Source organism: Nitrososphaerota archaeon, assembly GCA_027887005.1.
Lineage (GTDB): Archaea > Thermoproteota > Nitrososphaeria > Nitrososphaerales > Gagatemarchaeaceae > UBA183.
Genome location: JAPCJI010000004.1, coordinates 1 through 18902, shown reverse-complemented (window position 1 = coordinate 18902; position 18902 = coordinate 1). Strand labels below are relative to the sequence as shown.

The 18902-nt window shown below is 59.7% G+C and carries 23 protein-coding genes; 16 read left to right on the top strand and 7 right to left on the bottom strand.

The genetic code is table 11. The features are described from left to right. Positions 1-162 precede the first annotated feature (162 nt). Together OK438_04605 and OK438_04600 are read left to right on the top strand one after the other, a co-directional pair. Complete coding sequence (locus tag OK438_04605; protein MDA4124717.1) at positions 163-1320, top strand: saccharopine dehydrogenase NADP-binding domain-containing protein; 1158 nt, start codon at positions 163-165, stop codon at positions 1318-1320. Positions 1321-1383: 63 nt separating this feature from the next. Then, entirely contained in the window at positions 1384-2988 is a 1605-nt protein-coding gene (locus OK438_04600; protein MDA4124716.1) for an FAD-dependent oxidoreductase, read from the top strand. 127 nt (positions 2989-3115) lie between these two features. On the opposite strand, the gene OK438_04595 is transcribed toward OK438_04600, so the two are convergent. Beyond that, the gene (locus OK438_04595) at positions 3116-3625 is read right to left on the bottom strand and encodes an Lrp/AsnC ligand binding domain-containing protein (GenBank protein ID MDA4124715.1); all 510 of its coding nucleotides are present in this window, start codon (positions 3623-3625) and stop codon (positions 3116-3118) included. Positions 3626-3758: 133 nt separating this feature from the next. Here OK438_04595 and OK438_04590 point away from each other — a divergent pair, with 133 nt between their 5' ends. Continuing rightward, on the top strand, positions 3759-4406 hold the full coding sequence (locus OK438_04590) for an ACT domain-containing protein (GenBank protein MDA4124714.1): 648 nt from the start codon (positions 3759-3761) through the stop codon (positions 4404-4406). Between the two features lie 33 nt (positions 4407-4439). Here the strand turns inward: OK438_04590 and OK438_04585 are convergent, their stop codons facing one another. The 3 genes from OK438_04585 to OK438_04575 are packed head-to-tail and all read right to left on the bottom strand — an operon-like array spanning position 4440 to position 6336. Then, a complete protein-coding gene (locus tag OK438_04585) occupies positions 4440-4880 on the bottom strand; it encodes a carbon monoxide dehydrogenase subunit G (protein ID MDA4124713.1) in 441 nt (146 codons plus the stop codon). Then, a complete protein-coding gene (locus OK438_04580; protein MDA4124712.1) occupies positions 4880-5425 on the bottom strand; it encodes a (2Fe-2S)-binding protein in 546 nt (181 codons plus the stop codon). Before OK438_04580 ends, OK438_04585 begins: the two co-directional genes overlap by 1 nt. Then, complete coding sequence (locus OK438_04575) at positions 5422-6336, bottom strand: xanthine dehydrogenase family protein subunit M (protein MDA4124711.1); 915 nt, start codon at positions 6334-6336, stop codon at positions 5422-5424. The genes OK438_04580 and OK438_04575 overlap by 4 nt, the downstream gene beginning before the upstream one ends. Before the next feature lie 38 nt (positions 6337-6374). Between OK438_04575 and OK438_04570 the strand changes: the two genes are divergently transcribed. After that, a complete protein-coding gene (locus tag OK438_04570) occupies positions 6375-8714 on the top strand; it encodes a xanthine dehydrogenase family protein molybdopterin-binding subunit (protein ID MDA4124710.1) in 2340 nt (779 codons plus the stop codon). A 7-nt stretch (positions 8715-8721) separates the two neighbouring features. Here the strand turns inward: OK438_04570 and OK438_04565 are convergent, their stop codons facing one another. Beyond that, the gene (locus OK438_04565) at positions 8722-9480 is read right to left on the bottom strand and encodes a methyltransferase domain-containing protein (protein ID MDA4124709.1); all 759 of its coding nucleotides are present in this window, start codon (positions 9478-9480) and stop codon (positions 8722-8724) included. Between the two features lie 126 nt (positions 9481-9606). On the opposite strand from OK438_04565, the gene OK438_04560 reads away from it, so the two are divergent. After that, complete coding sequence (locus tag OK438_04560) at positions 9607-9930, top strand: DsrE family protein (protein ID MDA4124708.1); 324 nt, start codon at positions 9607-9609, stop codon at positions 9928-9930. 69 nt (positions 9931-9999) lie between these two features. Here OK438_04560 and OK438_04555 read toward each other — a convergent pair whose 3' ends face one another. After that, the gene (locus tag OK438_04555; GenBank protein ID MDA4124707.1) at positions 10000-11007 is read right to left on the bottom strand and encodes a hypothetical protein; all 1008 of its coding nucleotides are present in this window, start codon (positions 11005-11007) and stop codon (positions 10000-10002) included. A 132-nt stretch (positions 11008-11139) separates the two neighbouring features. On the opposite strand from OK438_04555, the gene OK438_04550 reads away from it, so the two are divergent. The 8 genes from OK438_04550 (at position 11140) to OK438_04515 (ending at position 15961) form a co-directional block, all read left to right on the top strand. Then, positions 11140-11343, top strand: coding sequence for a hypothetical protein (locus OK438_04550; GenBank protein ID MDA4124706.1), 204 nt, complete (start codon positions 11140-11142; stop codon positions 11341-11343). 87 nt (positions 11344-11430) lie between these two features. Then, complete coding sequence (locus tag OK438_04545; GenBank protein MDA4124705.1) at positions 11431-11715, top strand: hypothetical protein; 285 nt, start codon at positions 11431-11433, stop codon at positions 11713-11715. Beyond that, positions 11712-12317 carry a sulfite oxidase-like oxidoreductase gene (locus OK438_04540; protein ID MDA4124704.1) on the top strand — a complete coding sequence of 202 codons (606 nt, stop codon included), beginning with the start codon at positions 11712-11714 and terminating at the stop codon, positions 12315-12317. The genes OK438_04545 and OK438_04540 overlap by 4 nt, the downstream gene beginning before the upstream one ends. A gap of 78 nt (positions 12318-12395) precedes the next feature. Continuing rightward, positions 12396-12761 (top strand): glutaredoxin, encoded by a 366-nt coding sequence (locus OK438_04535; protein ID MDA4124703.1) that lies wholly within the window; start codon positions 12396-12398, stop codon positions 12759-12761. Positions 12762-12766: 5 nt separating this feature from the next. Then, complete coding sequence (locus OK438_04530; protein MDA4124702.1) at positions 12767-13684, top strand: ABC transporter ATP-binding protein; 918 nt, start codon at positions 12767-12769, stop codon at positions 13682-13684. Next, entirely contained in the window at positions 13681-14424 is a 744-nt protein-coding gene (locus OK438_04525) for an ABC transporter permease (protein ID MDA4124701.1), read from the top strand. Before OK438_04530 ends, OK438_04525 begins: the two co-directional genes overlap by 4 nt. Positions 14425-14595: 171 nt before the next feature. Beyond that, positions 14596-14862, top strand: a complete 267-nt coding sequence (locus OK438_04520) for a MoaD/ThiS family protein (GenBank protein MDA4124700.1) — start codon at positions 14596-14598, stop codon at positions 14860-14862. 10 nt (positions 14863-14872) lie between these two features. Next, entirely contained in the window at positions 14873-15961 is a 1089-nt protein-coding gene (locus OK438_04515; GenBank protein ID MDA4124699.1) for an exo-alpha-sialidase, read from the top strand. Positions 15962-15992: 31 nt separating this feature from the next. Here the strand turns inward: OK438_04515 and moeB are convergent, their stop codons facing one another. Next, positions 15993-17162, bottom strand: a complete 1170-nt coding sequence (gene moeB, locus OK438_04510; GenBank protein MDA4124698.1) for a molybdopterin-synthase adenylyltransferase MoeB — start codon at positions 17160-17162, stop codon at positions 15993-15995. 32 nt (positions 17163-17194) lie between these two features. Between moeB and OK438_04505 the strand changes: the two genes are divergently transcribed. The 3 genes from OK438_04505 to OK438_04495 form a co-directional block, all read left to right on the top strand. Beyond that, positions 17195-18043 carry an ABC transporter ATP-binding protein gene (locus OK438_04505; protein MDA4124697.1) on the top strand — a complete coding sequence of 283 codons (849 nt, stop codon included), beginning with the start codon at positions 17195-17197 and terminating at the stop codon, positions 18041-18043. After that, positions 18044-18736: a hypothetical protein gene (locus OK438_04500; protein ID MDA4124696.1), complete on the top strand. Its 693-nt coding sequence runs from the start codon at positions 18044-18046 to the stop codon at positions 18734-18736. 34 nt (positions 18737-18770) lie between these two features. Beyond that, a partial coding sequence (locus OK438_04495; protein MDA4124695.1) for a redoxin domain-containing protein occupies positions 18771-18902 on the top strand: 132 nt, incomplete at its 3' end.

Genomic DNA, 18902 nt, shown 5'->3' with positions numbered 1-18902 from the left:
CCCTGTGTGATATTTAGGAGTTGGAACGGAAGGCCTGGAGCAGCCGATGGTTCTGTTGAGAAATCGCCCGCGCAAGTTATTTTATCCCGTGCATAAGGTGCGCCATGTGGGGGGGAACTGCCTGAGCTTTGTCACGGCCTCTCAGGGTGGACGAGGTCGAGAATGAAGATCGCTGTCCTCGGTGGCGCTGGACTGACGGGGCGCTGTGCAGTCCGTGCGCTTGCGGAAAGTCAGGATGTTTCAGAGGGCCTTGTCGCCGACCTGGACGGGGCCGCCGCCCAGTCTGTTGCCGCCTCGGTTGGGAAGGGCAAGTTCAGGGGCGCCCGGGTGGACGTCAGGGACGTCGAAGAGACAGCCAGCCTCCTGCAGGGTTACGACGTTGTCATCAACGGAGTTCAGTACTACTTCAACCTGGACGTGATGAAGGCGGCGCTGAAGGCTGGGGTCAACTACCTGGACTTCGGCGGCCTCTATCACACGACCCTCAAGCAGCTGAAGCTCGACGGGAGGTTCAGGTCCAAGGGCCTGCTCGGCCTCGTGGGGATGGGAGGAATGCCGGGGATCACCAACGTCCTGGCAAGGCATGCCGTCGATGGGCTGGACGAGGTATCTGCGATACACATCAGGGACGGGGCCCGGGATCTGACGAAGGGGGTCCCGCCGTTCTTGGTGACGTGGTCTCTGGACACTTTCCTGGACGAATTGACGATGGACGCGCCGGTCTTCGAAGGGGGAAGAACAAAGAGTGTGCCAGCCCTGTCCCGGAAGGAGACGGTCGATTTCGGGAAGCCCATAGGGAGAATCGACACCTACGTCACCATACACTCCGAGGTTGCGACCTTTCCTGACTCCTTTGGGGCGAAGGGGTTGAGGGAGGTGGACTGGATGGAAGGCGTGCCCGGCCTCCAGGCCCTGAAACTCCTCGTGGACCTGGGCCTCGCGTCGAAAGAGGAAATCGAGGTCGGGGGGTTGAGGTTGTCTCCTCGGAAGTTCTTGCTCGGCCTGGTCAAGGCTAGGGGTCTAGTTGGATTCCCGGAAGGAGTGGTGCCCAACGACTGGGAGGCAACGCAGTTGACAGTCGAAGGGAAGAGGGAGCGGAGAAAAGCGACCAGGCGCTACCAGTTCACTGTCCCCCCGAGAAGGGACTGGAAGATGAGCTGCGCCCAGTACGGGGTTGGCATTCCTGCGTCGATTGCAGCGAGGATGATTGGGAGGGGGGAAGTCACGGCCAAGGGTGTGTTGCCCCCCGAGATGTGCGTCGACCCGACCAGCTTCATGAGGCAGTTGAGGGCCTACGGGTTCAGAATCAGAATAGCCTGATCTGCACCTCCAGGATGCGCCTGCGATAAATAGCTGGGGATGCAACCTAGCCTCCGAACTAGAATGTCAATTGAGACGTCTTACGATGTAGTCGTGGTCGGTTCGGGTGCGAGCGGCCTGACTGCCGCCCTCGCCGCGTCGTCCTCAGGCGCTTCGGTCGCAGTCCTGGAGAAGGGAAGGAAGTTCGGAGGCTCGTCATCGCTTTCCGGCGGGCAGCTCTGGATCCCAAACAACCGATACCAGCGGCGGGCGGGAATCGCGGATTCTGAAGTGATGGCGTCCAGGTACCTGACGAAGCTGGCTCGGGGAAGGGTGGATTCGTCGCTCATAGATTCGTTCGTCAGGAACTCCCCGAAGGTTCTCGATTTCATGCTGGGGGCGACGCCGCTTCGACCGACCCTCAGGGCGAACGAGCCGGACTACCATCCGGAATGGGACGGTGCCTTGAAGGGAGGGCGTACACTCGACCCGGGCCTCTTCGACGGAAGGTCGCTGAAGGAAGAGTACCGGACCATCCTCCACAACCCGCAGTACCATCTGCCAGGAGGACTGCACACGACCTCTCTCGAGTTCGAGATGCTCATGCGGGGAGAGGAGGTTCCAGGGCTGAAAGGAAGGGACCCGAGCATGCTGGCCCTGGGGGAGGCGCTTGTCGGAGGCCTCAGGAGGGGGCTGATGCTCTTGGACGTGCCAGTTTTCCTATCTCACCGGGCCCTCAGACTTCTCTTCGAAGGGCGGAGGGTCTCCGGTGTCGAGGTTCAGACAAGTCGGGGGAAGAGGAAGGTGAACGCGAAGCGAGGAGTGGTCCTGGCTGCGGGCGGATTCGAATGGAACCCCGCGATGAAGAAAACGTACCTGTCAGCTCCCTCGGAGAACTCGGCCGGCTGTTTGACGAACACCGGAGACGGAGTGTCCATGGGCATCCGGGCAGGGGCGTCCACGTCCCTGATGGACGAGGCCTGGTGGTTCACCCTGATTCTGAAGCCGGGTGAAAGGAGGGGGTGGCTGGTCACAGGCGAGCGGACGCTTCCAGGTTCGATCATGGTCAATTCGAAGGGTAGGCGATTCGCCAATGAGGCAATGAACTACCTCGACCTGGCGCGTGCGATGCTCGCTTCCGACCCGACGAGCTATTCATCCGAGAACGTGCCTTCGTACCTGATATTCGATTCCGCGTACCTCTCGAAGTACCCGGTGGCTGGGGAAAGGAGGGGGAAGGCCGCGCCCTGGCTCAAGAGGGGCGATAGCCTTGCGGGATTGGCGAAGGTCCTCGGCGTCGATGGCCCGACCCTCGCCATCACCGTGGCTGAGTTCAACGAGAGCGCGAAGGCAGGGTTAGATCCTCGGTACCACAGAGGCGAGAGCTTCTACGACAGGCACTGGGGGGACCCCTCGGCCCCTCATCCGACCCTCGGGCCGCTCACCAAACCTCCGTTCTACGGAGTGAGGGTGCTCGCGGGCGACATAGGGACGAAGGGAGGGATGGCCGCGGATTCAGTAGGAAGGGTCCTCGACGTCGAAGGGAGGGCCATCGCCGGCCTCTATGCTGTGGGGAACAACGCGGCGAGCGTCATGGGTCCCGGGTATGCGGGGTCGGGTGCGACGCTAGGCCCCTGCATCACCTTCGGCTACCTTGCAGGGGTCGATTGTGCTTCAAGAAGCTCTTGACGGGACGTCGGAAGGTTCCAGGCTCTGCCTCCCGAGAGATGCATCGAACTGATTAGCTTCATGAAACAGTCGAGGGCCTACAGATTCAAGACTAGGATAGCCTGATAATCAGAAAAAAGTCGGCAGCCTACGCCCAGATGGGCCTGTAGGCTAACAGCGTCTCGGACGACGTAACGCCCTGCATTCCGGCAATCTTCGAAACTGAGGAGAGAATTTCGTCGTTGTTCTTTCCGTATACAGTCGCTAGGATGTCGAATTCGCCTGGTACGACGGATGCATTGCGGATTTGTGAGTGCTGTTCTAGGGATTGGAGGACCTTCTGCGCATTCTCGTTGACTTTCAAACAGACAAGGGCGAGTGCGTCAGTCGCCTGAACGTTCTTGCCGTTGACAAAGCCTTCGAAAGGCGTGTAGGATCTTGTGGAGGTGACCCCTGCGATGGATCGGATCTTGTTGACCAATTCGTACGTCTGCTTCTGGTCTGCGGCCTTCAGCTCGATCGCTAGATCGAACCTGCCGGTGATTGGTGAGAAGTAGGTGATTCCCTGAGTGTTCTTTAGCTGCTCAGTTACTTGGCTGAGCATCCTCGGCTGAACAGATGCGATGATGGTGGTCGGATTCATGTTGGTAGTTATCATGGTATTTCAAATTGTCATGCCTGTGACACTATATAAGGATAGCTAATCCTGATGTTATGCTTATTACACGCGGCTTCTGAACAGATGGGTGGGCAGAATGGCTGTCTCATCCTCTCGAAAGAACGGTGTTCCGGTGAGCGAAGCCGTGTCGACGATCATCTCGGGGAACTACGTGGTGCTCGAGTCGCTGAAACTGAAGATTGTCAACTACCATGCGCTCGCGTCCAGAATCTCATCCGAGGTCGAGGAGCTGACCGGGAAGAAGGCCAAGTTGGCGACGGTTGTCGTGGCGATCAAGAGGTTCTCGGATGGCCTGGGCGAAGGGAGACTCGAAGGCATGTCGGCCGGATTAAAGGACTCCAAACTTGAGCTCGCGGGAGGGATGGTCGATATGACGGTCGCCGGGAAGGCCGCCGAGCATCATCGGATCTTGCAGGATTTCCTGAAATTGGAAGGAAAGTTCAGCGGCACGCCGTATGTCTTCCAGTTGCCCAACTCCGTCAAGATAATCGCAGAGGAGAAAGACGCGAAACTTCTCGAGGAGACGTTGTGGGGAAGCTACGAGACGTCGCTCAAGAGGAACGTAGCCAAGATCACGATTCGGTTGTCCCCCTCAGCGGAGAAAGTGCCTGGAATCGCGTCATTCATCACGGAACTCCTTTACCGGAACGGAGTGAGCATCCTCGACGCATTCCTGAGTTACGAAGACATCGTGTTGGTCATGCAGGAGAGGCTGGGGGCCAAGGCCTACCAGGTTCTCAGCGAAGAGATCTCAAGATAGTGAGGCCTTCATGACGTCCGCACGCTGGGACGATTACCGCTCGGTGACCTTCCTTCGAAGGTTCTCTGTGACCTGCTTGATGTAGCCGTCTGCGATGCCTTCGATGAGCCGGCCCGCAACGCTTGCGAGCAGACCCCCGACCTTCGCGTCCGCGGACCACCGCGCCCTGCTCCCACTCGGCGCATCTTCGAGGCTCATCGTCAATGTCAGGTCGACGACGCTCTGCATTCCTTCCCCGCGCCCGACGATCTTCGCCGATGTGTCTTTCTTCTTTCCGGTCGTTGTGAAGTTCATGCCTATCGAACCCCTTAGAGGGCCTGCCCCCACCCTAGCCTTCACGAAGAAGTGGTTCCGGTCAGTGACCCTCGACTGCTCCACCCCGGGCAGGATAGCGATTATCTGGGCTGGGTCAGTGACGAATTCGAAGAGTTCTTCCTTCGGGACGGAGGCGTCGAAGGTCCCCTCGTAGTGCATTACCAGCCTTCACCTGTGAACTCCGCGGCCGTCTCTTTCTTCTGGGTCCTCGGCTCCAATTTGAACGAGACCATCCCTTTCTTTTTCAGTTTTGCCGCATACTTGACCGACTCAATTATCTTGATGTAGCCTGTGCACCTGCAGAGGTTGCCTGAAAGTGCCGCTCTGATCTCATCTTCGCTGGGGTTCGGGTTCTTTTCGAGGAGCCCGTAGGAGGCCATTATCATCCCCGGTGTGCAGAACCCGCATTGAAGGCCGTGCTTCTCCCAGAAAGCGAACTGTATGGGGTGCAGCTCCGACGCGCTGCCGATGCCCTCGATGGTGGTGACCTTCCTGCCGTCGGCCTGGACTGCGAAGATGGTGCATGATTTGACGGGCCGTCCGTCGAGGAGCACCGCACAGGCGCCGCAGTTCGTCGTCTCGCATCCCTCGTGGGTGCCGGTCAGCCCAAGGTCGTCGCGGAGGAAACGCGAAAGGAGGAGGCGGGGCTCCACAATCGCGTCACGCCTGGCCCCGTTCAGTTCGACCGAGATAGGGGTTCTCATCTCGATCTGCTCCTGGCCCTCTTCAGGGCAAGAGACAGCGCCCTCTTGGCAAAAACCCTGACCATGTCCCGTTTGTATTCTTCGGACCCTCTCAGGTCGCTCGTGGGTTTGGAGTCTTCAGCCGCACGCTTGGCAGCTTCTTCGATTGCGACCCGTCCTGCTTTCGTGCCGACAAGAGCTTCCTCGGCCCTGCGGGCCTTGATGGCAGTAGGCCCCACCCCTGTGAGGCCGATCCCGCACCCGACGCAACGTCCGTCGTCTCCAATCCATAGGCCCGCCGCGACCCCCACGATCCCGTAGTCCCCCGCCTGCCTCTCCAGCTTCAGGTAGGCCCCGCCCATGCGCCTGACCAAAGGGAGGCTCAGTTCGGTCAGGATTTCATCCTCCGCCATGGCTGTCGTGAAGGTGTCGCGGAAAAAGTCCGAAGCAGGAACTTTCCTCCGGCCCCTCGGACCGACCACGACCATGTCTGCGCCCCAGGCTACCATCACCGCAGGCATGTCGTTCGTCGGGTCGGCGTGGGAGACGTTGCCGCCGATGGTCCCCAGGTTCCGGACGAGCGGGTCGGCGATCTGAGCCGCGCACTCTGTGAGGATAGGGCATTCCTTCCTGAGCAACTCTGAGCTTTCGATATCCGCCATCCTGGTCAGCGCACCGATGGAGACTGCCCCCTTCTCCTTCCTGATGTACTCCAGGCCCTTTACTCCGTTCAGGCTGACGAGGTGGGCAGGGGAGAGAATCCTGAGCTTCATCAGTGGGATGAGACTCTGGCCACCGGCGAGCACTTTGGCCTCTCCGCGGTGCTGCTTCAGCAGCGCCACGGCCTCCCGCACTGTCTTTGGCGCGTGGTACTCGAAGGGTCGGGGAATCAGTTGAAGGCCTCCGAGGCAGGAACCGCCGTCATGTGGCAATAAGACTTACTTACGGTGGCGGCGGTGACCTGGTCTCGTTGGCGTCAGCGGTGCAGACGTCCGTCAAGAGGGAACCGACTGTGGTGGGCCAGCCCCTGAAGAGGATGGAGGACCCGAAGTTCATCACTGGCTCAGCACACTTTCTAGATGACCTCGTCCTCCCGAAGATGCTTCGTGCCTGTTTCGTGAGGAGCGCCTACGCCCACGCGAGGATCAAGGGAATCGATGCCACGGAGGCCCTCAAGCATCCTTCGGTGAGACTGGTCTTTACGTCGAAGGACATCGTGAAAGACGTGACCGAGGTGGGCACCCTGGACTGGGGGGAGGAGGCGAAGGCGACCCATCGGTACCCGTTGGCTCTGGACGAGGTGAACTTCGCAGGGGAGGCAGTGGCCGTGGTCATAGCCGAAGACGCGGCCTCAGCCGAGGAAGCTGCCGAGCTTGTCCATGTGCAGTACGAACCCCTGACGCCGGTCGTGGACGCGGAGAAGGCCCTGCGGAGAGGGTCGCCGAAGGTCCACTCCTACCTCGCCGACAACCTGGCTTATCGCACGCAGGCTTCGGCGGGGAACGTGAAGAAGGCGTTCGCGGAGGCGGACCACGTCGTGAAACTCAAGCTGGAGTTCCCGAGGCTCAACGCGGCCCCCATGGAGCCCAGGGACGTAATTGCGTCCTATGATCCCGCCGCGGACTTTCTGACGGTGTGGGTGGCGAGCCAGTCCCCCCACGAGATGAGGGACGACCTGGCGTCGGCCCTGAAGCTTCAGGAGACGAGGGTGAGGGTGATCGTCCCCGACATGGGGGGTGGGTTCGGGCAGAAGGGGTACTACCCGGAGTATGCTGTAGTCTGTCTGGCTTCCATGAAGCTTGGAAGGCCGGTCAAGTGGATCGAGTCGAGGAGGGAGAATTTCCTTGCTGCGACCCACGGGAGGGGGCAGAAGCAGTGGGTGGAGGCCGCGGTCAGGAAGGACGGGAGGATCCTGGGGCTGAAGGTCAGGGTGCTCTGCGACGGGGGAGCCTACAGCGACTGGGCCACTACCATGCCTGAGACCACGGTCGCCATGGCCCCGGGGGTGTGCGATATCGCGAATTTCTACGGGGAGGGCCTGACCGCGTTCACCAACAAGACGCCCATCGGACCGTACAGGGGCGCGGCGAGGCCCGAGGCGACGTACCTGATCGAGAGGACGGTTGATGTAATCGCGAGGGAGCTGAAGCTCGACCCTGTCAAGGTGAGGCTGAAGAACTACGTGTCGAAGGGCAAGTTCCCGTACAAGTCGGCCGGGGACATGACCTACGACAGTGGCGACTACGAGGGGAACTTGCGGAAGGCGCTGGAGGTTTCCAAGTTCGACGAGCTGCGGAGCTTCCAAAGGGAGGCGAGGTCCCGCGGGAGGCTCGTGGGCATAGGGCTCGTGACCTACGTCGAGGTCTGCGGATTCGGCTCGAACTACCCTCAGACCGCTTCCGTGACAGTGACCCAGCATGGGAGGGTCATCGTGAACAGTGGGACGAATCCGCACGGCCAGGGACATTGGACCCCCTGGGCCCAGATTGTTTCGGACGAGCTCGGAGTGGAGGTAGACGACGTACTGGTGCAGTACGGAGACACGGCCTCTCTCCCATGGTCGACCGTGACGGCAGGGAGCAGGTCTGCGACCGTCGGAGGGACTGCAGTTCTGATGGCCACGAGGAAGGTGAAGGACAAGATGAGCAGGATTGCCGCGAAGATGCTAGGGACCGCCCCGGAGCGGGTAGTCTTCATGGACGGGAAGGTGTTCGCGGAAGGTCGACCGGGCAAGCGGCTCACATTCGCGACCGTGGCGGAGACCGCCTACTCACCGAAGAAGCTCCCGCCTGGGATGGAACCCTCGCTTTACGAATACAGCGCCTTCGCCCCAGCTGGGAACGTCTTCCCCTTCGGTACGCACGTTGTCATGGTGGAGGTCGACAGGGAGACAGGAGTCACGAAGGTGCTGAAGTATGTGGCGGTCGATGATGTCGGGAAGGTCCTCAATCCACTGATTGTAGAGGGTCAGGTCCAGGGAGGGGCGCTGCAGGGGATATCGCAGGCTCTCCTTGAACAGGTGGTGTACGACGAGAACGGCCAGCTCCTCACCTCGACCTTCTCCGAGTATCTGATACCATCGACGGACACCGCTCCGATGATCGAGTGCTTCCGGACGGAGACGCCGTCGCCTCTCAATCCTCTGGGGGTGAAAGGAGTTGGTGAAGCAGGCACTATCGCGGCTACGCCGGCGGTCGCGAACGCTGTGGAAGATGCGCTCTCTCCCTTTGGGGCGAGGGTGGAGAAACTGCCGCTAACGCCGTCCTACGTCTGGTCCCTGATGCGCGCCAAGTCCGAGGATTCCAGATAGCCCGACCTCAGGCTTTCTGGCCGACGAAGACATTCTCCGACTGGATGGGCTTCTTCCCGCCCTTCGTCAGGGTCCAGTCCTTGAAGACCTGCAGCTTGGCGAACCCCGCCTCTTTCATCACCCTGAGAATATCCTCCGGGGCGAAGAGCCCGAGGCGGTGGCGGTCGTTCCTCAGGACTATCGTCTTCTGCCCGTCCTTGATTAGGTAGCTGAAGGTGAGCTCCCCGATGTCGCCGAAGCGTTTGGAGGTGCTCAGGCGGGCCCCGATGACGTCCCCGTCGTCGAAAATGTCCTCTCCTCTGTAGCCGTCCCTGAACCCCTCTTTCGTGAAGTGCGTGTCGAGTATGGCGAGACCTCCTCTCTTGAGATGCGCGTGGAACCCTTCCAATGTTCTTCTCAGCTCCGCGAGATTGGTGTTGTAGGAGATTGCACTGAACAGGCAGACCACGGCATCGTACTCTCCCTGGACGACTTCGCTGAGGTTTCGCATGTCGCCCTGGAGGAACGTCGCTCCGCGCCTGACCTTTCGTCGTGCAATCCGGAGGACGTCCGCGCTCAGGTCCACCCCGGTGACTTCGTAGCCCCTCTTCGTGAGCAGCTTTGTATGGTTGCCTGTCCCGCAGGCCACCTCGAGGATTCGCTTGCCATGGACGCCGTATTTGCGGAAGGCCTCCATTAGGAACTCTACCTCCTGGTTGTAGTCTTTCCACCAGTAGATCTTGTCATAGTACTCGGCGAGCTGCGCGTAGAGCGCTTGCTTGTGCACGGGGACGAGAAGTTGGGCATGGATTTAACGTTGAAAGCCGCGCGCGACGTTGGGCCAGTGAAGCGTTCTCATGGTTGGTAATCGTCGGACGGTCTTAAGTGCCTTGGTCGCGGCGTGCAGAAGGCCATGAAGATGGGGCTCGTCATTTCCTCAAACGAACCGGAGCTGGTCTGGAATGCGTTCAGATATGGCGTCAAGGCAACAGGGAGTGGGCATTCCGTGAAGGTCTTCCTACTTGGAAAGGGAGTGGAGTCTGAACAGATTGATGATCCCAAATTCGACGTCAAGAAGATGATGAAGGAGTTTGTGGGCAAGGGCGGTACGATTCTTGCGTGCGGTACGTGCCTCTCAATCAGAAACAGGGACGGGAGCGTGCTCTGTCCCACCTCAACGATGCAGGACCTGGTGAACCTTACCGTAGACTCGGACAGAGTCCTCACTTTCGGATGAGAGGAGCCCCTGCCCACGGCGGCATGAAGACATGCCTGAGCCTAGTCTCGAGGCCACGTATGAAGTTGGCTAGCCCTCAACCCACTTCTGCCAGGCCTGTTTCGCCGTTCCGTTGACGTAGAAGAAGCCCATGGTGTTGAACGGCACGGTTGCCTTCTGGTCATACAGGAAGCTCCACACCACGAACGCCTTGTGCAGGCCGCTGCTCAGGTTGAAGAACGTCGTGACGAAACTTGCCTGCTCGACCTCGTTGCTTCCCCACCCTCCTGTAAGGTTGCCGCTGTGCCACCCTACCTCGGTGAACCCGATGCTCATGTTCGTGTGCGACGCAATCCGGGCGTAGTAGTCGGCGGGTATTTCGGACGGGCTGTGGTAGACGAGCCCGGGATAGGTCGTGAACGCTGCCACGTCATCCTTCGGGAAGAGCTGGAGCAGTTGCCACTCGGCCTTGCTTAGGTCGTTCGTCCCGCCGTACAGCCCGCCGTTCAGGCCGTTCAACTTCTCGAACTGGAAGACAGTGAAGACCTTCGTGTCTGGAGATGCCTCCTTCACTTGATCGTAAACCGAGCCATACAGAGAAACGAATTGCTGGAAGCTCGTGAGGTTCTTCTCGTACAACATGTTGACTTCGATCCCAATCCCGAAGTATGCAGGTTTGTACTCCTGGGCGAAGCGTACGGCGTCCGTCGTGTAGTTCTGTTCATTCGAAGTGTTGAGCGGCCGAAGAAGCTGCCCTGTCGTTTGGCTGAAGAATTGAACGACTATCATCGTTCGCAGGTTGTGCTGCGCGGCGAGTTGGGCGATTACCGAGGGTGCACCACTATTCCCGAGTTCCCGCCAATCTCCCGCCCACTCGACTAGACCTCCCGCCTGCTGCGCCTTTGAGAAGAAATCATTCATGCCGCTCTGGTCGAGACTCGCTGGCGAGAACGAGACTCCCTTCGGCGAACTGAGGCCCTGTGAAGATGACTTCGTTGTGGAGGAACCTGTCGAAAGGCTTGGCGTCCCCAGCGGAGTCCCCTGTCGCTCGCTTACGATTACTATGATTGCCGCGGCTGCCAGGACTAGGACTACCATGCCCGCCAAAACCTTGGACGAAACCAAACGAGCGTCTTGGTGGCATTCGATATATTGGGCTTGTGAGAGACGGATGCGGCTGCCTGTCCGCGGCTTGGGCACGCCTATATAGGCGCCAGAGACCGAATGAACATGGAAAATCCATCCCTAGCAGTAGAACTGGGCCATCTGAAGAATCACGTGAAGTACCCAGCGAACAGGTCGCAAGTCGTTGCCGCCTGCAACAACATGTCAGACCAGCTCCCCGGGAACGCAGAATGGTTCGCGAAGAGCCTCCCAGAGGGCAACTACAACAGCGCTCACGAAGTATTGGGCGCCCTTCTGAAGCAGGTCTAGACATAGGCCAAGTTCAGGCGTCGCAAGACGCACTGTCCTTTTTTCCGACCGCAGTTCGTTAAATAATCGTCCCTCTCTGAGCACCTGATGGCCTCTGTGCGTCAGGCACATCTTCCGGGAAACTACGAGCTCTACGACCCGGATTCGAGCAAGCCGGGCGAGGTCCTATGCAAGATGTGCTGGGAGGAGGGGCGCAAGATGAATGTGGATTCGCTTGACACAGTGTGGATTTCGTCCGACGGTTGGCTCGTGGTCTGGTGGCTCTGCCGGAACCACGGCGAAGCGATCAAGTCGAGGAGCTCGGGGTCGATACAGTTCCTGAAGATCGTTCGTGGCATTGTCAGGGCCCCCGGACTGGAGCTGGACAATTGACGGAGGAAGCGTCGCCCCCCGGCCAGGTGTGGGGGAAGAAGTTCGTTATCTACGCGGCCCTAGGCATACCGAGGATCGACGCAAACTCCTGGAGGCTGAAGGTCGACGGCCTAGTCAGCCTGCCGCTGGAGTACACATACGCCCAACTCACCTCGGTCCCGCAGACATCCTACGTCAAGTCTTTCCACTGCGTAACTCGATGGAGTATCAAGGATGCCGAGTGGGAGGGTCTTCCGATTCGAGGTCTAGTCGAGCCCGCTGAGCCCAGTTCCGAAGCGAGGTGGGCGATGTTTCACTGTGCGGACGGCTACACGGCACCGGTGCCGGTCGAAGATGCGCTGCGGGAGGACGCTCTGCTCGCCTTCAAGGTCAACGGCAAACCGCTCAGTGCGGAACAGGGATTCCCAGCCAGACCCTTCATGCCCCATCTCTACGGATGGAAGAGCGCAAAGTGGCTGAACCGAATCGAGTTCATCCGCGAATATGTCGATGGCTACTGGGAGATGTACGGCTATCACGAGCGAGCAAATGTCTGGGACGAGGAGCGATTCAAGGGGAACAAGGGCAAGGCAGTCCCTCGGAAGGCGTTCGGGACAGCATAATCTTCGCGCGAGACATCGGCGCGTTCTGTTAGTCATCTTCACGGGAGATTTGATTAGGAGGCCCTGAACGGGAAGAACATGGGCCCTACAGTGAAGTCAATCCATGTAGTTTCGGCCGAGTGGTGCCCTCACTGCGTCCCGACCACCGTGGAGCCGATGAAGAAGGCGGCGACCGAACTGGGGGCTCGCTTCCAGCTGCACGACATCGACACAGATGAAGTTGAAACGGCCGACGAGCTGGTGAAGAAGTACGGCGACTGGTCTTCTGACTATCTCATCCCACAGGTCTTCGTGGAATTCGATGATGGTTCATTCAAGCACGTTCTGACCGGTGATCCAAGAGGCGTTCCCTTCACCCGGCGAGCTGTCGAGGAATTCCTGGGGAGTGGATACTACTCGGAGCTGAAGTCAGCAAAGACAGGGAACCCGGACAGGAAACCCTGATCGCCTTGGGGGAACTTTTCTGCGAAGGCCTGACCAAAATCTACAGCGGCTCAAACGGCAAGAAGGCCCTGGACTCTGTGGACATTGCTGTGGCATCGAGGGGCATCTTTTCGCTCATCGGAATGAACGGCGCGGGGAAGACCACTCTTGTACGAATCCTCGCCACGAACCTCGAGCCTACGTCGGGGAGGGCCCTCATCGACGGCGTCGACGTGGTGCGGGAAGCGAAGAAGCTGAGGGAGAGGATAGCGATAGTACCGCAGGAGGCGCGGACCATCCCGTGGATGACGCCGAAACAGAGCATCTTCTCCTATCTCCTTTGGCGCGGGGTGGACTACGGGGCGGCCAGGAGCAGGGCGCTGGAGGCCCTGGCGAAGGTCGGGTTGGAGGAGAAGGCCGACGTGTTGAACCGGAAGCTCTCCGGGGGACAGAGGAGGAAAGTCCTCGTCGCCACGGTACTGGCGGCGGACGCTGAAATCACATTCTTGGACGAGCCTACCACCGGCCTCGATCCCATTTCCAGGAAGGAGCTCTGGGAGTCCATGAGGGAGGTCGCGAAGGACCGGTTCATGATTCTGACGACACATTATCTCGAAGAAGCGGAGCAGCTGGCTGAGACAATCGGCATTCTGGACAATGGGAAGCTCATCGGCATAGGGAGCCTCGATTCGTTGCGGAAGATGGTCAAGTATCAGTACAGCATACGGATTCCGTCGTCGACTAGAACCCCGCCCATGGAGGACGCGGTCGCGACGGTCGGGAAGGACGGGCAGACCCAGATTCTGACCAACGAAGGAGAGGCATATCGGATTTCAAAGGGCCTCCTCGAGGCGGGCTCCAGGTTCTCAGTCAACAGGATATCCCTGGACGACGTCTTCTTCCACCTGGTCAAGACAGGAGTTCAGGAGGCGGGAGAGGAGTGAGCGGAGGGTGGAGCAGGAAGCTGGTAGCCGCGGTGCTCGTCAACTCCTTCTACGCGATGAAGAACTACCCCGTCGTCCTGCTCAACACGATTCTTTCACCGATTTCCTTCCTGGTGGTGGTGAACTTCGTCAGCAAGGGCGTCCTCCTCAACCAGGCGATCGAGGGCGGATTCATCATGAGCATGTTCTCGAGCGGCATGGGGCTCCAGGCTGACCTCTCCCACCTGAAGAACGACTTCAAGCTACAGGACATGGTCGTCAGTTCCCCGACCACGCCTGGGCTGTACGTGCTTGGGATGGCGATTTCAGAGGTGGTCTACGCCATACCCGCCCTTGCGACTTTGGTGGTCCTTCTCGCAATATTCGTCCATCCGGGAGTCTTCCAGGCGATAGAACTCCTGGGGATCATGCTTCTCATGTTTTCGACCTCAGTGACCATCGGTTTCACCCTCTCGACCTTCTCGAGCGACATCGTCCAGAGCTTCGCGTTCTCGGCCCTGATCTCGACCCTTTTCTCGACTCTGCCGCCCGTCTACTACCCAATCACCTACATCCCCCTGCCGTTCAGGTATCTGGCCTACCTATCGCCGACGACCTTTGCCGCAGAGATTTCGCAGTCGACGACCGGCCTCCTGCAGCTGTCATCCCTCCACCTGGCGCTCGACTGGCTCGTCCTGGTATCCGTCATGGTGGCCCTCGCGCTGATAGCTGTGAAGAAGGCGAGGTGGAGAGATGTCTGAGGTTGTTCTCTCAAGGCGAGGATACCAGCGAAGTACCCGAAGGTGAGTTGGGCCGCATATCCGCGAGCTCGGGCGCCTAGGCCAATCACTGGGATTATTGCGTGGCCGGACGATGATTGGTGGGACGACTCTATATATTCGCCGTTGCTACATGACGGCGGTTTGATCAGGGTGAAGATTACGGGTCAGCTTTCGGACTACACCCGAGGGCGCAGGGAGATGCAGGTCAAAGCAGCCGACGACGTTCTGGAGATGGTCAGACGGCTGGACAGCGAGTTCCCCGGCATAGGGCGGAGGATCCTTACTGACCAGGATCAAATCAGACCATACGTCAACGTCTTCGTCAACAAGGACAATGCGAGGGATACCGAAGGGGTGCGGACAGGGCTGAGAGACGGCGATGTTGTTCATATAGTTCCGTCCGTGGCTGGAGGCTAGGCGCGGGAACATGAAGGGCACCAAGGAGAGAACGCTCCTTCTCGTCGGGACAGCCAAGGGGGCATTCGTCCTGTCGTCTGAAGACTCGAGAAGGACATGGAAGGTCTCGGGGCCTCACTTCAAGGGGAACGAAATCTATCATCTGTCGCATGACCCACGGAACGGTATGATTTTTGCTTCGGTCAATAGCAATCATTGGGGACCCAGCGTCGCGAGGTCTTTCGACGAGGGCCGCACGTGGAAGCTTTCGAAGACCCCGCCCAGGTTCCCCAAGGGCTCGGGCCTGTCGGTGGCGAGGGTATGGCACATCGAGCCGGGGCCCGAAGACGAGCCGAAAGTAATCTACGCCGGCGTAGCACCTGCCTGCCTCTTCAGGTCTGATGACGGCGGCGCAAGTTGGTCCCCCAACGTCGCCATGATGAAACATCCGACCCGCAAGAAGTGGCAGCCGGGGGCCGGAGGCCTGTGTCTCCACTCCGTGCTGGTCGACGAACGCGACTCGAAGAAGATGCACATCGCGATCTCGGCGGTCGGGACCATGTTCACCGAGGACGGAGGAGAGACGTGGGCCTTCCAGAACAAGCACGTCCTCGCTGACTTCCTTCCAGAGAAGTACCCCGTCTTCGGGCAGTGCGTCCACAAGATCGCGAGGAACTCCCAGAGGCCTAACGTAATCTTCCAGCAGAATCATTGCGGAGTCTACCGCAGCGACAATGGAGGGGAGGACTGGGTGGACATAAGAAACAACCTGCCTTCGAGGTTCGGCTTTCCGATAGCCGTCGACGCCAACGACCCGAGGCGCGTCTACGTGGCCCCGCTCGAGGAAGATTGGTCGAGGATTCCCCCGGACGGCCACTTCGCTGTGTGGGCTTCGGACAACAGCGGGAAGGAGTGGGAAAGGCTCGACGAAGGGTTCCCCAGGGTCTCCTACTTCACGGTGTTGAGGGAAGGGATGACGAATGACTCAGAAGACCCCTGCGGCCTTTACGTTGGAACGACCACGGGACAGCTCTTTGCCAGCAGAGACCAGGGGCTCCATTGGAAGAGGATCACTGACGGATTCCCCCCCATCCTCTCTGTCTCGGTATCTCGTACGTGAAGGATGCCTTGGCTGCAAATATCTGAATGGCTCAGTATCGTTGCATCTTGGGGTCAATCTGCCGGGCCCAGGAATCGATTCCTCCCTGCAGGTTCCGCGCGTTGGAGAATCCAGCTTGCCTGAGCAACGCGACGGCCTGAGTGCTCCTGATTCCGGTGTGGCAGTAGACGACCACCTCCTTCGCCCTGTCCAACTCGTTCATCCTGGCCTGAAGCTGCCCAAGAGGTATCAGCGTGGTCCCCTCGAGGTGGCAGAGTTCGTATTCCCAGGTCTCGCGTACGTCGAGCAGCACGGGTTTCTCGCCCCGGTCGATTGATGCCTTGAGGGCCTTCGGCGTCACGTCGAACTCGACGTGTTCCATCTTCTTCGTCCCACAGAACTCTTCGTAGTCGACTAGCTTCGTGACCGTCGGATTGGGTCCGCAGAGGGCGCAGTGGCTGTCCTTCTTGATCCTGACCTCGTCAAAGGACGTGTCCATCCCGCTGAAGATCAGGAGCCGGCCGACAAGAGGAGAGCCCCTGCCCAGCAGAATCTGAATGGCCTGGATGGCTTGGAGGCCTCCCATGACCCCGGGGAGGACCCCGAGGACCCCTGCAGTCTCGCAGGACTGCACCATCTCTGGCGGGGGAGGCTCAGGGTAGAGGCACCTGTAGCACGGTCCCTGCTTGCTCCAGAACACTGAGGCCTGCCCGTCGAAGCCGAGGACGCTCGCGTAAACGTCCGGCTTCCCCAGCATGACGCACGCGTCGTTGATCAGGTAGCGGCTCGGCAGGTTGTCTGTCGCGTCGACGACGACTTCGTAGTCCCGCATGATGTCCAGCGCGTTGGAGGAATCGAGCCTGCGGTCGGAGGTCACAATCTTCACGTTCGGGTTGACCTGCCTGAGCCTGGCCGCGGCCACTTCGACCTTCTTCTTCCCAAGGTCGGCCTCGTTGAAGAGGAACTGCCTCTGCAGGTTCGTCATCTCGACGACGTCGTTGTCGACAATCCCGATTTGCCCGACACCGGCCGAGGCGAGATAGACTGCAGCCGGAATCCCGAGTCCGCCCATCCCCACAACCAGCACCGACGAGCCCTTGAGCCTCCGCTGGCCTTCGATGCCGACTTCGGGGAGGACCAGATGCCGGCTGTAGCGCTGCCCCTCCGAGGCCGTGAGGAGGATGCTTGGATGTGACATCCCGTTGCTTGGGACAACCTTCATCTAGATAGAACCTTCGGCGACGTTTGAAACATGTGCTGACCCTTCGTGATGTCAGTTCGGGCTACGATGGCAATGAGATACTCCATTCAATCGCCCTTGAAATCGAAAGACCCGCCATCTACGTGGTCCTTGGGCCCAACGGCGCGGGGAAGACAACCCTGTTCCGGACGGTGGCGGGGGTCTTGAAGCCAACGACAGGAGGAGTAATGCTGGACGGAAACGACCTCTACGCGGCCAACGAGCTCAGACATGAGATCGGCTACCTCTCGCACTATCCGGCTCTCCCGGAGGAGATGACCGTGGCGAAGGCGCTCGGGTACTACGGGGCGATCGAGCAGGGTGACGTACAGGCGGCCATCGACAGCCTCGGCCTGAGGGATTTGGCCATGAAGAAGGTGAACGACCTTAGCCAAGGGCAGAAGAAGAGGGCCTCGATAGCTAAGCTCTTCCTGAAGGAGAGGAAGCTCTACCTGATGGACGAGCCGACGTCGAACCTGGACCCGGTGGTCGCCAAGGAGGTGAGGGACATACTGCTGAAGCTTAGCAAGGACAGGTTCGTGCTCTACTCTTCGCACAACCTCTACGAAGCGCAGGAAATCGGCGACTACATCATCCTCATCAAGGAAGGAAGGCTCGGCTTCTTCGGGACGAAGGACGAGCTCAAGGCCGGAGGGTACAGGATTGGCCTCAAGGCCTCGGCCAGCCTCTCAGGACTCTTCCCGAACGGAAAGATGGAGAAGGATTACTTTGTCGTGCCGGTCGCGGGGCCGAAGGACGTCGGGGAGGTCGTGAGGAAGGTGGTGGCGGCCGGGATCGCCGTCTATGAAGCCAAGGAGATGGGCAACCCCCTCGAGGACCTGTTCACCGGAGGCGCGACCTAGATGGACATCTCGAGGCAGGTCTTCTGGAGGAGCGCCAGGATGGGCCTCGGCTACGTCATCTTGGGCCTGATAATGGGGATCTTCCTGACGGTGGCGTTCAACATCGGCGCCAGGGTCGGGAACGTAATCGGTTCCAACGGAAACGCGGTGGACCTCAGCTCGGTCCTCAGCCAACTGGCCGTGCCGACCGGAGCGCTGGTGGGGCTGGTCATCACCACGCCCGTCTATCTCCTATTCGTGAACGACAAGAACGCGGGGGTGCTGGAGTACCTCTTGGCGGTCGGGATGGACCAGAGGGACATCTTCATGGGCTACCTCAGGGCCGCGGTCATGCTATCCCTCGTGGCGATGGTTCCTGTCGTCGTGATCAACATCGCATTCATGAACGGAGGCCTGCAGCTGGTGATACTCGGGGCCTTCCTCGCGCTGGCGACGGGAATCTCGGACGTGGCGCTCGTGACCATTCTCATGACTGGCTTCAGCTCGATGCAGAGGAGGCCCACGGGGATGAACTCGCCGCTGGGGATATCAATCGGCGTCGTTCTGCTGATACCCGAATTCTTCCTGATTTCTGTGCTGCAGGCTGCAATCGTCTGGGTGGAGGGCGCGCTGGCGGTCGGCCTCCTCGTGGCGGCCCTTCTCCTGCTCTTCTTCCTTGAAAGGTTCGTCAAACGAGAGAAGTTCCTTCCGTAGTCCTTAAACAGGCCCGCAGAGACGGAAAACCATCATGCCAGAAGTAGGGGAGAAGGCGCCGGATTTCGCACTGTACGACTACGACAAGAAGGTCCGTCATATGTCGGAGTTCCTGACCAAGGGGCACAAGACTGTCATCGCGTTCTTCCCCGGGGCGTTCACAGGG